Source organism: Haloferax litoreum, from assembly GCF_009674605.1.
Taxonomy (GTDB): Archaea; Halobacteriota; Halobacteria; order Halobacteriales; family Haloferacaceae; genus Haloferax; species Haloferax litoreum.
The window spans coordinates 2,365,227-2,380,434 of sequence record NZ_WKJO01000001.1; the positions used below are offsets into that span (position 1 = coordinate 2,365,227).

The 15,208-nt window shown below is 63.9% G+C and carries 19 protein-coding genes; 9 read left to right on the forward strand and 10 right to left on the reverse strand.

What is annotated here, in order from left to right; genetic code table 11:
- Position 1 precedes the first annotated feature (1 nt).
- Positions 2-232, forward strand: a complete 231-nt coding sequence (locus tag GJR96_RS12185) for a hypothetical protein (protein ID WP_151163163.1) — start codon at positions 2-4, stop codon at positions 230-232.
- A gap of 81 nt (positions 233-313) precedes the next feature.
- A complete protein-coding gene (locus tag GJR96_RS12190; protein WP_151163164.1) occupies positions 314-517 on the forward strand; it encodes a hypothetical protein in 204 nt (67 codons plus the stop codon).
- A 36-nt stretch (positions 518-553) separates the two neighbouring features.
- Here GJR96_RS12190 and GJR96_RS12195 read toward each other — a convergent pair whose 3' ends face one another.
- The 4 genes from GJR96_RS12195 to GJR96_RS12210 are packed head-to-tail and all read right to left on the reverse strand — an operon-like array spanning position 554 to position 3,447.
- Positions 554-841: a DUF7410 domain-containing protein gene (locus tag GJR96_RS12195; protein WP_151164035.1), complete on the reverse strand. Its 288-nt coding sequence runs from the start codon at positions 839-841 to the stop codon at positions 554-556.
- Between the two features lie 59 nt (positions 842-900).
- On the reverse strand, positions 901-2,298 hold the full coding sequence (locus GJR96_RS12200) for a hypothetical protein (RefSeq protein ID WP_151163165.1): 1,398 nt from the start codon (positions 2,296-2,298) through the stop codon (positions 901-903).
- Positions 2,295-3,002, reverse strand: coding sequence for a DUF7546 family protein (locus GJR96_RS12205; protein ID WP_151163166.1), 708 nt, complete (start codon positions 3,000-3,002; stop codon positions 2,295-2,297). Before GJR96_RS12205 ends, GJR96_RS12200 begins: the two co-directional genes overlap by 4 nt.
- 1 nt (position 3,003) lies before the next feature.
- Entirely contained in the window at positions 3,004-3,447 is a 444-nt protein-coding gene (locus GJR96_RS12210) for a hypothetical protein (RefSeq protein ID WP_151163167.1), read from the reverse strand.
- Between the two features lie 153 nt (positions 3,448-3,600).
- On the opposite strand from GJR96_RS12210, the gene GJR96_RS12215 reads away from it, so the two are divergent.
- Both GJR96_RS12215 and GJR96_RS12220 read left to right on the forward strand, forming a co-directional pair.
- Entirely contained in the window at positions 3,601-4,536 is a 936-nt protein-coding gene (locus GJR96_RS12215) for an FKBP-type peptidyl-prolyl cis-trans isomerase (RefSeq protein WP_151163168.1), read from the forward strand.
- Positions 4,537-4,605: 69 nt separating this feature from the next.
- Positions 4,606-4,869, forward strand: a complete 264-nt coding sequence (locus tag GJR96_RS12220) for a hypothetical protein (RefSeq protein WP_151163169.1) — start codon at positions 4,606-4,608, stop codon at positions 4,867-4,869.
- Positions 4,870-4,899: 30 nt separating this feature from the next.
- Here the strand turns inward: GJR96_RS12220 and GJR96_RS12225 are convergent, their stop codons facing one another.
- The 5 genes from GJR96_RS12225 to GJR96_RS12245 all read right to left on the reverse strand — a co-directional run bounded on the left by GJR96_RS12225 (position 4,900) and on the right by GJR96_RS12245 (position 7,715).
- Positions 4,900-5,523 (reverse strand): RAD55 family ATPase, encoded by a 624-nt coding sequence (locus GJR96_RS12225; RefSeq protein WP_151163170.1) that lies wholly within the window; start codon positions 5,521-5,523, stop codon positions 4,900-4,902.
- Positions 5,524-5,552: 29 nt separating this feature from the next.
- Positions 5,553-6,146: a MinD/ParA family ATP-binding protein gene (locus tag GJR96_RS12230; RefSeq protein WP_151163171.1), complete on the reverse strand. Its 594-nt coding sequence runs from the start codon at positions 6,144-6,146 to the stop codon at positions 5,553-5,555.
- Between the two features lie 111 nt (positions 6,147-6,257).
- Positions 6,258-6,632: a YlbF family regulator gene (locus GJR96_RS12235; protein WP_151163172.1), complete on the reverse strand. Its 375-nt coding sequence runs from the start codon at positions 6,630-6,632 to the stop codon at positions 6,258-6,260.
- Between the two features lie 58 nt (positions 6,633-6,690).
- The gene (locus tag GJR96_RS12240) at positions 6,691-7,344 is read right to left on the reverse strand and encodes an alpha/beta hydrolase (protein ID WP_151163173.1); all 654 of its coding nucleotides are present in this window, start codon (positions 7,342-7,344) and stop codon (positions 6,691-6,693) included.
- Between the two features lie 125 nt (positions 7,345-7,469).
- Positions 7,470-7,715, reverse strand: coding sequence for a hypothetical protein (locus tag GJR96_RS12245; RefSeq protein WP_151163174.1), 246 nt, complete (start codon positions 7,713-7,715; stop codon positions 7,470-7,472).
- Positions 7,716-7,906: 191 nt separating this feature from the next.
- On the opposite strand from GJR96_RS12245, the gene dph2 reads away from it, so the two are divergent.
- The 3 genes from dph2 (at position 7,907) to GJR96_RS12260 (ending at position 11,332) form a co-directional block, all read left to right on the forward strand.
- Positions 7,907-8,941, forward strand: coding sequence for a diphthamide biosynthesis enzyme Dph2 (gene dph2, locus GJR96_RS12250; RefSeq protein WP_151163175.1), 1,035 nt, complete (start codon positions 7,907-7,909; stop codon positions 8,939-8,941).
- Between the two features lie 157 nt (positions 8,942-9,098).
- Positions 9,099-9,671 carry a hypothetical protein gene (locus GJR96_RS12255; protein ID WP_151163176.1) on the forward strand — a complete coding sequence of 191 codons (573 nt, stop codon included), beginning with the start codon at positions 9,099-9,101 and terminating at the stop codon, positions 9,669-9,671.
- Positions 9,672-9,751: 80 nt separating this feature from the next.
- Complete coding sequence (locus tag GJR96_RS12260) at positions 9,752-11,332, forward strand: hypothetical protein (protein ID WP_151163177.1); 1,581 nt, start codon at positions 9,752-9,754, stop codon at positions 11,330-11,332.
- Between the two features lie 41 nt (positions 11,333-11,373).
- Here GJR96_RS12260 and GJR96_RS12265 read toward each other — a convergent pair whose 3' ends face one another.
- On the reverse strand, positions 11,374-11,823 hold the full coding sequence (locus tag GJR96_RS12265) for a TIGR00725 family protein (RefSeq protein ID WP_151163178.1): 450 nt from the start codon (positions 11,821-11,823) through the stop codon (positions 11,374-11,376).
- Positions 11,824-12,270: 447 nt separating this feature from the next.
- On the opposite strand from GJR96_RS12265, the gene GJR96_RS12270 reads away from it, so the two are divergent.
- Positions 12,271-13,104 (forward strand): MBL fold metallo-hydrolase, encoded by an 834-nt coding sequence (locus tag GJR96_RS12270; RefSeq protein ID WP_151163179.1) that lies wholly within the window; start codon positions 12,271-12,273, stop codon positions 13,102-13,104.
- A gap of 128 nt (positions 13,105-13,232) precedes the next feature.
- Complete coding sequence (locus GJR96_RS12275) at positions 13,233-15,191, forward strand: hypothetical protein (RefSeq protein WP_151163180.1); 1,959 nt, start codon at positions 13,233-13,235, stop codon at positions 15,189-15,191.
- Positions 15,192-15,208 lie beyond the last annotated feature (17 nt).

Genomic DNA, 15,208 nt, shown 5'->3' on the forward strand with positions numbered 1-15,208 from the left:
CGTGTCTTCCACCACTTCGTCACCGGACGCAGACCGTCGCTCGACGCTCATCGCCGTCGCCTACGCACTGCTCTTTTCGGTGCCCGTCGGTGTCGGCGTGACCGTCATGATGACGCGCGTCGTCCCCGGCCGACTCACGACACCGCTCGTCGTCGGCCCCGGCCTCGTCCTCGCCCTCGCGGTGTTTCTGCTCGTCGTCGTCGCGGCACGAAGCGGCGAGAACGCGGCCTGAGTCGACTATCTGTGTCGTCACCTCCTTTCCGACTCCGAACTCAGGCATACTTTCTTGCTGGCTGGGGTGTTACCACTGTGCATGGATGGGAACTCGTTCGCGCTCGTCACCTCGTTCGCAACCGTCGTTCTCGGATTGGCCATCCTCCTCGGGTCGGAGGCACTCGGCATGAGTGAGGTGTTCGTCGTCGTCGGTGGTGCAGTCGCACTCGCCGGCGTGGGTATCCTGACAGCAGTCGTGATGTGCTTGCCGAAGGAACCGGGGTCCGAACACGACCACGCCTGAGACGACCACGTCGAGTCGAATCCGACGACGCCCGTCTCAGAGCGTGAATCCGACGATAGCGAGTAAGAACAGTATCGCGTAGAGAGCACCGAGTCCACCGGCGACTTTGAGGTGGTACGTGAACAGGTCTTCTGACTCGGCTTCTCTGGCGACTTCGTACGCCGCCCGTTCGTCGGCCGTGCAGTTCTCGTGTCGCTCACCGACGTGTAAGTCGCGAAGTCGCTCCCGTGTGAACGGGCGGTCGCAGTACGGACACACTGCGTTCGGGTTCGACCCTGTGGGGGGAGCCGTCTCCGGAGTCACTATCGTCCCGTCGTCGTCCACGTGGCAACGCTCTTCGTCTCGTCCAACGCGCGCCAGCGTGTCATCTCGGTCGACTCGACTCATCCTGCGACCCCTCCGATGGTCGGTTGCGCGACGACCCACAGACTCGTCGCTGTGTAGCAAATCGTCACGACGACGAACGGGTACTGACTGCGGAGCGGTTGGAGTCGACCGGGGAAGATGTCGAACGAGCGCGTGTGCGCTACCCAGACCGATAGCAGGTGTCCGAGGACGACGAACGCGAGTTGGACGCCACCGAACCAGTCGGGGACACTCACGACCGAGATGGCGGCCGGGGGCGACAAGGGAGCAGTCGCCACGGCACCCAGCGCGGGTGCGAGACCAATCACGTATCCCGCGAAGTGCGCGAGGTGATATCCTGCGGCGATTGGGACGAGTGCGGGCGCGAACCACCCGGCGATGAAGTCGCCGGTGACGTACGTATCGGCGGTCCGTCGAGCGGCGATTGCGGCGCGTCGGTAGACGACGAAGAAGAAGAGGAAGCCAGCGACGATGCCGAACAGGTTCACACTCCACGAGGGAACGGGTGCGACGGCGTCGAGGAGTTCGCTCCACGCGACAGTCGCGACGAGGCCGTCGAACGTCGTCACCCACAAGAGCGCGACGACGAAGGCCACGTCGTCCGCGTCCATCGACGTTCTGACCCGGGCCAGTGCCGACCCGGGGAACGAAATCGAGAGTCCTCCATCGGTTCGCTGAATCGGGGCGAGTAGTCCGTACAGTCGGAACACACGTGAGAGCGGGTCGACGTACTCGAACCAGTCGTCGCCGTAGACGACTGCCCCAGCGAGGGTCACGACGGTGTAGCCGGCGACGACGACGGCGAGTGCGCGAGGGGTCGCTGCCAGCGGACTCACGACTTCCACCCAGACGAGTCCGAGGAGGCCGACGACACTCGGCCACGACCCGACGCGTTTCGGGAGTATGCGAGTGTCGGCGCGATGCACTGTCCGGAACAGTCCGCCGAGCGTTCGCCACGGGTTCACGACGGGCCACACGTCGACGACGAGGTAGGTGAGCATCGTGAACCCTGCCCACCACCCGACCCAGACGAGGAGGACGCCGAGATTGGCGATAGCGACTGGTGGACCGAAGAGCGTCGACCCAAAGACGACCAGCAAGCCGAGAACCCCGCCGATGCGGAGTGCCGTCGCGACGAGTTCGACCGACTGACCGACGTAGACGTGTCGACGAGCGAACGCACCGAGTGTCTCGTCGTCGGTCACGAACGCCGAGACGAGGAACGAGAGGCCGACGATGCCGCCGCCGGAGACGACGACCAACCAGAACGGTGCCGGGACCGACCGAAGCGACCCACCGAGCGACCCTGCGTGTGCCAGCGCTGGACGTGTGGCGAAGGCGAGGGTGACGAGCAGACTGGTCCCCAGACTGACGAGGGCGACCAGTGCGCGTCGATGCCGTCGCTCGTGGCTCATTTCCCCGTCTCGCCATCGGTACTCGGTCGGAACGCGAGGACGACGACGGCGGCGACGAACACGACCGTCGAGAGGTCGATAGAGAGCGTCTGAAGCGCGCTCACGACACCCGTCCCACCGGCGAGTCCCGCAGTGAGGCCAGCGACCACCGGGAACGTACAGCCGATGCACGAGACGAGGCCGAGTGCGCCCGAGAGAACCGTCCGCGCCGTGTCGAGGACTGCCGCGTACACGAGATACGACAGCGCGAGATAGCCGACCACACGGTACGGGACGAACGCCGCAGAGACGACGTCTCCCGTGTACCCGAACCGTGGCCCCCACCCCGGTGCGGTAAGCGTGAACTGCCATCCCATCGTGTGACCGCTCCCAGCGTGCGCGTGTCCGCCGCCCAGGAGTGCGCTGAAATCGACCGAGACCAACCCGGCGAGGCCGGCGAGTACGAAGAAATACGCGATTGCGACGGTGCCTGCGACGAGTTCGAGTCGCCGACTCGTCTCGGGCGGGTTCGTCCAGAGGACCGCGGCGAAACCGACGTTTATCCAGACGAACGGGTAGAGCACGTAGCGAAGGCTCTCGACGCGTACTGGCGTCGCGAGGAGGTAAACGCTCACTGCGAGTGCCTCCACCCAGCAGAGGACTACAAGCCATCGAACCACTGGAACTCGAAGCGGCGCGGTGAGACCGACGTGCCGTGTGCTCATCTCAGAGGTAACCGAGCAATCTCAGTGCCACGCCGCCGACGAACAGTAAGCCAAGCACCCACGACCCGACGAGCGCCGCTTGCGAGCGTTGGAGTCCTCGACTGCGGGCGGTATGGTACGTCCCGTAGAAGAGGTACCCGACCACGACGAGGAGCGTTGCGGTGACGAGAGCGACACCGGCCGCACTCGCCATCTCCGCCGAGATGCCGCCGCCACCCATGAATAGGACCGCTATCGCCCCGAATCCGAGGGCAAGGAGCAAGAACACGACCGAGAGAACGGTCGGGTCGTCCGCCCAGTCTGCGACGCGACTCGCTCGGGTCTCCGTCTCACCGACCGGGGAGTCAACCGAGTACCGTCGTCCACCCCGCCCGGTGATGGCTACGACGAGTGCGAGCAGTACGACCCCGACGACGAAACCGACGAACAGACTCGTTTGTGCCATGTCCACATGCCTCTCGTATAATTAATCGTGATAATTATATAAACGATTCGACGTAGACAGTTCGACGAGGCCGCGACTCGGCCGAAATCTCGCTCGAACGAGTCTGCGGCGGGAAACGTGATTCTTAAGGGTCACACGAATCACGTAGCGTGTATGAGCGACGAACCGCAGGCGGAGGCCGAGCAGGTCGATGAAGAGGTCGAGTCCGGTATTCAGGACGGCGACTTCGTCCGCCTCGCATACACAGTTCGAACGACCGAGGACGGCGACGTCGTCGACACAACGAGTAAAGAAGTGGCCGAAGAGGCCGAAATCGACGTCGAGGGCTACGAGTTCGAACCTCGCGTCGTCATCATCGGTGCAGGCCACGTCTTCCCCGAAGTCGACGACGCCCTGAAGGGTGCCGAAGTCGGCGACGAAGGCACCGTCGAAATCCCCGCCGCGGACGCGTTCGGCGAGTACGACGACGACGAAGTGCGCACGGTCAGCGCCAACAAGATTCCCGAAGACGACCGCTACCCCGGTGCGCAGGTCACCATCGACGGCGACCAGGGTCGTCTCGAGACCATCATCGGTGGTCGCGCCCGCGTCAACTTCAACCACCCCCTCGCGGGCAAGGACCTCGAATACGAGTACGAGGTTCTCGAACTCGTCGACGACCGCGAAGAGCAGGCCGCCGGCCTCCTCGGGATGTACCTCCAGCAGGCCCCCGAGGTCTGGGTCCAGACCGACGAAGTCGAAGAAGAGCAGGTCGTCGAGTCCGACGACGACGACGAAGACGCAGAACCTGAGACGGAGACGGTCACCGTCGAGAAGGACACGCTCTACATCGAGGCGACGCAGCAGATGACGATGAACCAGCAGTGGATGTTCTCCAAGCAGCAGATTGCGCAGGACATCATGCAGCGTCTCGACATCGACCGTGTCATCGTCCAAGAGACCATCGAGGGCGGCATGGGCGGCATGGGCGGCCTCGGCGGTATGATGGGCGGCGCTGGCGGTGCCGACATCGAAGAGGCCATCGAGGACGTCGACATCGACGCCGAAGAACTCGCCGCGGAACTCGACGCGGACGAGTCCGAAGAGTAAGCGAGCACCTCCGCCGCTTCTCGTGAATCGGCGGCTTCTTGATACTCGCCTTCCGACCGCCTCGTAGCTATGGCTTCGTCAGACGCTTCGGCGTTCGAGTCGCTCGATTACTCCGACGTGACAGTCGCACTCGTCGCCGGACTCTGTACCGTCGGTCTGACGCTGGCGCTGGAGCTCGGCGTCGGCGTCGACGTCTCGTTCGTCTACCGACTCGTCCCGCTCGTCCCGTACTTCGGCTACGTCTTCACCCGCGGTGCGGGTCTCTCCGTGCGCGCGTGGTCGGCACTCATCGCGGCCGTTACACTCGGTACCTTCGGATTCTTCGCGTTCTAAGGAGCGACCGTCGCGCCGGGACCCACCGGTTCAGGCGATGTCACGACTGGTGTCGACGGTGACCTGGTCGGCCAGACGGAGTTTGATGGTCTCGTTGAGGGCCTGCCCGCCGCGGAACTTCGGAACCGCGAGCCGATTTTCTATCTCTGAGCCGTCTATCTTCGTGTCGAGGTCGAACACGATGTCGGCCATGTGTTCGGTCAGGTCGCGGTTCTGTGGGACAGACTCGCCTTTCAGACCGTGGAGGATGGTGAGGCCGCGCGTGTTGACCATGTGCGTCTGGAGACCGTTGAGGAACTTTCGGTAGCGCGGGGCCTCGTTGCGCTCTAAGATGTCCACCACGTCGATGATGAGGTTCGCTCCCTCGGGCAAGTCGCGGACGAGTTTGTTGGCGGTGTCCAAGGGGGCGTCGCCGCCAACGTCGCGGATGGTCGGGCTTCCCGTCGGACTGACACAGCGGTCCAGTGCGTCGCTGACGGCGACTTCCGACCGAAGTGTCGTAATCCACAACGTCCCGCGCGTCGTCGTCAACTCGTTCAAGAAGAGTTCCGACTGGCTTGCGGGGTCTGCCGCGAGGAGAACGACGCTCCCTGCCGGGATGCCACCGCCGAGTTGACGGTCGAGCACGTCGATACCCGTAGCCAGCCGAGACATACACTACCAACTGACCTTCAGTCATATTATTAATTCCGGCCTAACGTGTTCGATATCCGACGATATGCGGCTCGAACGGCCGGTTGCGCCAGCACGGGCGATTGCTCGTCGGGGACGGTGCCGAGGACTGGCGCGCCGACGAGTTCTTCGACCGAATTCGGAGCGACGCGAGCACGGGAGACGACGCATCCAACGACGGGCGTTCCGAGTGCGCGCGCCATCGCCGCCGTCTTCGCCGCGTCGCGGAGGGCGGGGACGCACAGTGGACTGACGACGACGACAGCGTCGGCGACGCGGAGGGGTGCCGCGGCGTCGGGACCTGCCCCCGCGGGGCAATCGACGACTACGTCACGATGCTCTGCAGCAACCATCCGAAGCCATCGCTCGAAGGCGTTGTCGTCTGCCTCGCTCGGCGGTGACAAGATAGACACGGTGGGGTCGCTGGGGTGCGGCCGAACAGCAGGCGTCTCACGCTCGCGTCGCTCTGTGCCGGCCATCGAATGCAAGTTGGGCATGTCCCTGTCTGCGTCGACGGCGAGGACGGGTCCGTCGAACGCTCGTGCCAGTCCGAGTGTCGTCGTGGTCTTCCCGCTGCCACCTTTGCCGCCCGCGATTGCCAACATAGCACGGGATGGTCCCGTGTTCGTACTTGAACCTGCGGGGAGTGAGCGACGTGACTACCGAGAGGGGAGTGCCCGAACGGGAGAAGCGACGCAGCGAAAAATCTGTTCGCGTCAGTCGTTACAGCACCCACCGGCCTCGCCGCCGAAGTCGACGGCGAGTGGGTCGGAGATGGCTTCGTTGACCTTCTCCAGTTCGCCGACCATCTCGGCCTGTGCGAGGAGGAACTCCTTCATCACGGGCATCGAGTGAAGTTCGTCCTGTTTGGCCTGCACCTTCTGGAGGCCTTCCTGCGTCGCCTCGCCCATCTGTCGAGCGACGTTGAACTCCTCGCGCAGTTGGTTGAACTCGGTGATGAGTTCCTGCGCCTCGTCGTCTGCTTCGACCGCGGCCTTCGCCTCCTCGTACGCCTCGTACTTCGGGTGGTCGGCGATGGCCTCGCCGAGTTCACGGCCGAGTTCTTCGAGCCGCGTCGTCTGCGTGCTCATGGTCGCGCTTTAGGAGTCGAGCGCTTTCAACCTGCCGAAGGGGGACGTATCCGAGGGTTCAGACGTGCGTTTCGACGAACGAGACCACGTCCGCTAGTTCGTCCGGGCCGACCCCGTGTGGGGCGTCGTACACCTGCACGGTGACGTTGGCACCGAGTTCGCGGAGGCGGTCTGCGGCGTGTTCCGCCCGCGACGCGGGGATGATACGGTCCATCGACCCGGCACCGACGAAGACGGGTTTGTCGGCGATTCCCTCGGGTTCGACACTGGCGTGCGACTCGGCGAGATAGCCGTGCAGCGCGACCACCCACGCGTAGTCGTCGGGGTCCTCCACGAGAAGTGAGAGACTCGTGATAGCACCTTGGCTGAACCCGAGGAGGCCGATTCGGTCGGAGTCGAGGCCGTACTCCTCGATTGCGGCGTCGATGGACGCACGGACGAGTTCGCGCGAGCGCTCGAACTGTTCGGTGTGGGGTTGACTCTGGTGCAAGCCGCCGCCGGAGAGGTCGAGTTCGTACCACGTGTAGCCACCTTGTAACCGGTCGGGGGCGCGGAGGCTCACGACGTGGAGGTGGTCCGGGAAGTGCTGTGTGAGTTGGAGGAGGTCCTGTTCGTTCGACCCGCGTCCGTGGAGCAATACGACGGCAGGAGCCGACCCATCGACCGGTTCTGATGGCTCGACGTGGACGTGTTCGAGCGGAATGTCAGTCATGAGCCTCGCTAGGCCGTCGGCGTTCTTGAAACCCCGAGTGACGGCAGGGTAACCGGGTGACAAAGCTGGATGCCGGCCGTTTCACCGACCGGGTTCAGGCGTGTCGTTCGATTCGGCCGTGTCGTTTACTTCTGTCGCCGGCGGACGCCGAGTGTCGCACCGCACCCTTTGCACATCCAGAGGTCGTTCTTGCTTCGGCCCATCATGACACCTCGACCGTCGACCGTAGTCAGTTCGGGTACCGTCTCGCCCTGTTCGAGGTCGTCGATGCCTCGGATGGGTTTCCCACAGGCTGGGCACTCGGTGAGTTCGTGTTCCTCACTGGCCTCGTGTACGTGCTCATATTCGTGTGTATTGGTATCGCTCGACATACCATCCGTACGACGGCCAACAGGTAATGCGCACTGCGGTTTGGTCCACGCGACGCACGAGAGGTCGGCGTATCCCAGTTCGCCGCGCGACGTGACCGCCCGTCTTCGACAGACACGTCGTATGCGGGTGTGTGACGCCCACTCGTAGGGAAGCGCCGCCGTTATACCTCTTCATCGGTAAGGGGGCGTCAATGAGTCAGGACGCCTCCTCGGAGGGAGACCTTCGGAACACCGGGATGTCGCTCAAGCACGACCGGGAGTGGGACTACGAACTCGAACGAATCATCGACGCCATCGAAGAACGCGACGCCAAACGCGTCGGCCTGCAGTTTCCCGAAGGCCTGAAGCGTCGCGGCCCGGCAGTCGCCGACGACCTGCGGCAACTCTGTGACGACGACGTGACATTCATGCTCTCGGGGCAACCGTGCTACGGCGCGTGTGACCTCGACACCTACCTCATGCGCCGGACCGACGTGTTCGTCCACTTCGGGCACTCGCCGATGAAGGAGTCGGACAAGATTATCTACGTCCCGTTGTTCTCCAACGTCGACCCGTTCCCCATCGTGGAGGAGGCCTTAGACGAAATCGAGGGCGACGAAGTCGGACTCGTCACCACCGCCCAACACATGAACCGCTTCGACGACATGTGCGATTGGCTCGAAGAACGCGGCTACACTGTCCAGACACGGAAGGGCGACGACCGACTCACCTACGAAGGGCAGGTTCTCGGGTGCAACTACGCCTCTGCGGACATCCCTGCGGACGACGTACTCTACGTCGGCGGCGGGAAGTTCCACCCACTCGGCCTCGCGATGGAGCACCCCGACAAGAACGTCGTCATCGCCGACCCCGTCAACAACGTGGTCACCATCGCGGACACGCGCAAGTTCATGAAACAGCGCTACGCCTCGGTCCACAAGGCGATGGACGCCGAGAAGTGGGGCGTCATCTTCTGCACCAAAATCGGGCAGGGACGCATGGAAATCGCCGAGAAGATTCTCGAAGATAACCCGAACGCCTACCTCATCACCATGGACGAGGTGACGCCGGACCGCCTGCGAAACTTCGACATGGACGCCTTCGTCAACACCGGGTGCCCACGCATCACCACCGACGACGGCCCGCGATTCCACAAACCGATGCTCACCCCGCAAGAGTACCGCATCGCAGTCGGTGACGAACCCCTCGACTCCCTCGAGTTCGACACCTTCCACGGCACGTGGTAAGCCGGTTCGACGCCGTCACAGTGTGACGGCCGTCGGGCGTCCACTCACGATTTTGTTTCGAGATTCTCTTCGGTGACCACGTCGATTCCGCGGTGTACGCTCGCCCGGAGAAGTGTCATCCAGAACGACTAAAACGTCCCCGTGTGCACACCGCAGTATGGTCCCCCTCCGAAAGCCTCTCACCGCGAGTCTCGGACTCGTGTCTCTCCTCGCGTTCGCGGGCGTCACCTCTGCACAGACTGTCGAAACGACACAGCAATTCTCGCCCGTCTTCCGTGGCCTCACGACGTTCTTCGTCGATATCGTCGTCGGTGGAATCCTCGTCGCGGCGCTCCCCGCGTACACCCGTGACTCTCTCTCCGAGATACGAAACGACCCCGGCGGGTCGTTCCTCTGGGGCCTCCTCGTCGGCATCGGCGGCCTCGTCGTACTCGTCGTCCTCGCCATCACGATAATCGGCTTGCTCGTCGCTATCCCGGGGCTCGTCGCGTTCTTCGTCGTCGCGCTCGTCGGCGGCGCGGTTGGGACTGTGTTCCTCGGATCTACTGTGGCGCGGCTACTCTCTGGCAGTTCACAGTCGCGCTCGTCGCTCGGTATCTCTCTCGTCGTCGGCGCATTCGTCGCCGCGGTGTTGTCTGTCGTCCCCCTCGTGGGTGGGCTCGTCCTGTTCGTCGTGGACACGCTCGGCCTCGGCGTCGTCGGGCGCACCCTCTACCGGTCGTACGCCTGAGACGGCCGGCCTCTTTTTGACACGCGGGTGCCACGAGTCACCACAACATTCAGGGTACCGGTAGCGAATGACTCAGACAGATGCCGACGACCCACCTCTCCGTCCTCGGACTCGACGTCCAGCGGGTCGTCACCCCGCTCGAAACAGGCGACTTCGACGCCGACCGGGTACGTCTGGTCCGTGACGAGGCCGACCCCGAGCAGGGTCGCGACCCAGACGACTGCGCCGAAGGCACATCGCGAGCGCGCACTCGCGCCGCACGAACAGTCTCAGAGACGTTCTCGAAGCGCCTCGACGTCTCCGTCGACGAAGCACGGCTCCCGTTCGGTGCGTCGTTCGCGACGCTGTACGCGGCCACGACCGACCTCTTGCGGGAGTCAGTCGCCGATGGCGCTGTCGACGTGAACCTCACGAGCGCACCGCCACAGGTCGCCGCCGCGTTCTACGCCGCCAGAACGGCGCTCGTCGACACCGGTGTCGCGCCCCACGATGCCATTACGCTCTACGCCATCCCGGCGGACGAACGCACCGACCTCGCGGCAATCTCTGACCTTCGCACCATCGTCTCTGAAGTCGAGACGGCGAACGCCGCGTTCGACGAGTTCCGGCGCGTCGCCGACGGCCCCGCGGCAGACGCCGTCGCACAACTCCTCCGAACCGCGCTCTCTGACCTTCGAATCGCGCTCGCCGACGCGAGCGGTGACACGCCGAGAGGACGCGGGGGGAGCGCGACGTACACACAGCGGTCGAAGACGGACTCTCCGTTCGGGTCGATGTCCGCGTACGTCGGCCGGGCACGCGAACAACTTGCAGACCTCGTAGACGCCGACCAACATCGCCCGGCACCCGAGGACACGCGCGACCCGAACGCCGTCCTCGACGCTCTCGACGAGTGGCTCGACGCCGAAACCGGCCTCCTCTCACCCGTCGAAGACGACCCGCACGAACTTCTCGTTCGGTTCCGAGAGAGTTGTGTGGCGCGCTTCGGGAAGTTCGAAGACGACGCGACGATAGCGCTGTTCGACACTATCGACCGCTTCGACGCACAACTCGACGCGTATCTCGACGCACGGACCCACCTCTCCGGTGCCTTCAGTCCAGTCACCGAGGCGACGGCTGACCTCTCGGCGGCGGCAGACACGTCGTCTGCGCACCTCGACGAACTCCACGACGGCGGCGTCGCTCGAGGTGAGGCGATGATGTCTCTCGATGGACACTCGCTCTCACCGCTCGGGGACCTCGAAGCAATCGCGCTCCACGTGTTGACGACAGGCCCACCGCGTTCACGTCCCCGAACTCGACGAGCGGTGACCGCCGAACTCCGCGAACGGGCAGAACACCACGGAATCGTGGCGGGCGCGCGCGACGAAGATTCGTGGTCCACGTTCGACACCTTCTGTGTCGACATCGCTCGGAACGCCGCGGAGGGCGATGCCTTCGAGAAGCGTCTCTCGAACGAACTCCGCCCGCGCCTGGAGGTTGCCGTCGAAGCGTTGCTCGCCGACGGATACGTGCAGACGAAACGACGTGAGACCGGTCGAGACGCGCTCGAACCGAGCGACTCGGCGCGACTCTGGGCAGCGACCACCGACTGGGACGAGTTCCGTGAAACTGTCGTCGACGACGTGCTCCGTGACTGCGTCGAACGCGAACTCGACTGACGCCGACTGACCCCTATACGCCTCGTCTACGACGTACGCTACTACGATTCGTCTTCGACGTACGTGACGGCCGCTTCTGGTGTCTTGCACGCGCGGAAGCGGTCGAGTGCGCCGAGGTTGTGAGTCCTGATACCGGCGACCGGCCGGTCGTAGACGGCTCCGAATCCAATCTCTGAGAGCGTCCCGCCCGCCCCGTCGATGGCGATGACGGCGTCACCGTTCATCACGACGAGTGCGTTTCTCGCGTGTCTGAGGCCGGTGACGATGCTGACATCCACGTACTCGTTTGCCTCGTCACGCTCTTCACCGGGGAGAATTCCGATGGTCGTTCCGCCGGCGTCTTTCGCGCCGCGACAGGCGGCCTCCATGACGCCCCCGAGACCGCCACAGACGACGGTGTGGCCACGTTGCGCGAGGAGTCGGCCGACGTCCTCGGCGAGTTCGTCAACCGGGTCGGGAACGACGCTCCCACCGACGACGCTCACGCGCATGGCGCACCTCGCAGGCCAGCGTCGTCTGCAGTTCCGTCTTCGGCGTTGCTTCGTCTGTGCATGTGACACAGCACACTGTCAGCGTGCATAAACGACTGGGCATCGTCACGATATTGCCCGGAAAACGGAGCCGAAGTATCAGAAATCGTCCATTCGGTACGCGTCGTCTTGGAGGGGCGAGACCGGTTCCCAGGAGCCGCATGCACGCATCGTCTTGGCCATTGCCGAGAAATCCGCCGTCCGTTTGTGAGTGAATGGCATGACACTCGATTTGACGAGTGCCAGTAGTAAATAGCTTCCCGGGGGAGGACCTTATATTTCCATTATTGTTCGGTAGTCTATTGTGGCATACATTGCCGCGGATTTGCCGTTTCGTCGCCAGTCCGCCGTCTTCGTGGCATCGCCGAGAGCGCAACGCTTAGCCCCCTCGCACAAGGACTCGTCTACATGACGCGAAGTGATTGGAGCGATTGGCTTCCGCGGGCGGTCGAAGCGGCCGACCCGGAAACGGTCGCCATCTGGTACCTCGGTTGTAACGGGTTCGTACTCAAGGGAAGCGAGGGAACGACAGTCTTCATCGACCCGTACGTCGGTGTCGGTTCCCCGCCGCGGACGATTCGGATGGTCCCCATTCCGTTCGACCCCGAAGACGTGACCGAAGCAGACGCAGTCCTCGCCACGCACGAACACACGGACCACGTCCACGGCCCGAGTCAGGCACCCATCCTCGAAAACACGGGCGCGACGTTCGTCGCCCCCGACGATTCCCTTTCGGTCGCCTACGACGACGAAGCGTGGTTCGACGACTACGACCTCACCGAAGACCAGTTCGAAGAGGTCACCGAGGGCGACACCGTCGAAATCGGCGAGTTCACGGTCCACGTCGAACCCGCGTCCGACCCCGACGCGACGCACCCGGTCTCGTACGTCTTCGAACACGAGTCGGGGACGTTCTTCCACGGCGGCGACACTAAACCGTCTGAGGAGTTCTCCTCCCTCGGCGAGACGTACGACATCGACCTCGGCGTCCTCGCGTTCGGGACGGTCGGCAACATCGCCGACAAGCAGACGGGCGAACCCGTCCGCACGAAGTGGTACAACGACGAGAACCAGATAATCGAGGCGGCAAGTGACCTCGACCTCGACCGACTTCTCCCGTCGCACTGGGACATGTGGAAGGGTATGACGTCTGACCCGAAAGTCCTCCACCACCACGCGAAGAGTTTCGCTGCACCGCGGTCTCTCGAACTGGTCGAAATCGGCGACCGAGTCGACCTCTAGTCGACCCGAACCTGTCTGTCGTCACGCACAGACGGCAAGCGAATCAAAAACGCTGAATCGACGGACAGCGGCGGGGGAGGGTCCGATTCCCCGGTTGTTTTATATTGCATGTACGGAAAGTGGCGGCCATGAGCCACGAGCCTGAAGGGGTCATTTCCGTCTCTGACGGTGAGGTCACAGTGGAGAAGACCTTCGCCGCGGACGAGTTCCCAGTCCCTGCAATCAAATTCGTCATCGCCTCGACGCGCGACGAACCGACGCGCGTCCGGGTCATCGACCGAATTCCCGAGTCGTTCACGATGGAGAGCGTCGGCTTCCATCCCGAGTACGACAGCGAGAACTGGACCGCGTACAAGGACCACCGCGTCGAGTACGAGCGAACGCTCGAACCGGACGAAGAAGTGGTCACGGTCTACGGTATCCGCCTCACCGACGGCCACCAGCGAGAGGACTTCCTCGAAGAACCGACCCTCGAACGCATCCCAGTCGACGGGGGTATCGACCCCGAGGATATCGACGACATCCTGGGTGAAGACCGGAGCCAACTCGTGCGCGACGTCCTCGCTGGCAACCGTGACCCAGTCGGCGACGACGGGGACGACGACGACGAAACCGAAGGAAGCACTGGGAGCGACGAAGTCCCCTCTGACGAGGACCTCGCGGCCGCGTTCGAGGACGTCGACGACGAAATCGAGGGAGACGACACCAGCGCTGAGAGTGTGGTGGAAGGCACCGAAGACGAAGTCGATGCGGACGACGCCGAGACGGACGAGGGGAGCGAGTCAGATGGCGGCGAAACGGCCGACGAAACGGCCGTCGCACTCGGTGCGGCCGACGAAGACGACGCCGTCATCCTCGACGACGACGTGGACGAGGACGAAGACGGCGACGCGGGCGACCAACTCGATGCGTCTGTCGACGATGCCGAAATCCTCGGCGACGACGGGGACGACGAAGAGACGGAAGACCCCGTCGTGGAATCTACCGAAGAAGTCGAAGTCGAGTCCGAACACGAGCCTTCGGGTCCGCGAACTCTCGCCGACGACACGTCCGCTGCGGTGACCGAGTATCTGGACGACCCAGAGGAGTTGACCGGTGACGACGCGGAGGACACAGTCGACGCCGAGGGTGGACTCGTCGCCGCCATCGCCGCGGAGATTCGCGAAGGCGATGTGGACGACGACGACCTCGCAGTCGTCAGAGAGGCCGTCGAAACCGAGACACGGCGGAGCACTGACGTGCGCATCCAGCGCCTCCAGTCCCAGATGGAAGACCTGGCGGCGTACTCCGACGCACTCGCTGCGTTCATCGACGAAGAAGGGACGGGACAGCAACTCGTCGCGGAGTTCCGCGAGGAGATGCAAGACTTCCGCGCGGACATCGACGCACTCGACTCGATGGTCGGCGACGCGGTCGAATCGGTCGACGACACCGCCTCGCGCCTCGACGCCGCCGAGGAGACGCTCGCTGCCGTCGACGAGCGCAGCGAACGTGCCCAGTCGAAGGTCGAACGCGTCGACGGTCGTCTCGACGCCCACGATGGCCGTCTGGACGACCTGTCCACCAGCCTCGAAGACCACGACAACCGCCTCCACGACCACCACGAACGACTGGAAGACCACGACAGTCGTCTCGACACTGCCTCTCGAAACATCGACGCCGGTGCCGCGCGCCTCGACACCGTCGAAGAGACGCTCGAAGAACGGGCCGAGGAACTCGGCGCGATTCACGGCACCCTCGACGAACTCGCTGGTCGTCTCGACGAGACGGTCGAACGCATCGATAGCGTCGAAAGCGAGACGGAAGCTACCAGTCAGACGGTCTCGAACCTCAACGAGGAAATCGGCGAGATTCGCGAGGACATCGCGTCGCTCGACGGCGACATCGTCGAGACCCGAGACTCGCTCGAATCGCGTCTCGCGGACGTGCAGTCGAACATCGAGGACGCCGCAGCAGAGGACGAAATCATGACGCTGCGCAAGGACATCGAGGACCTGAACGAGAGCGTCGCCGAACTCGATACGTTCCGCGAACGCCTTGCAGGTGCGTTCGGCACCGGAATGGGCGGCGAACCGGCGGACGAATAGCCGACTGCGTCACCATT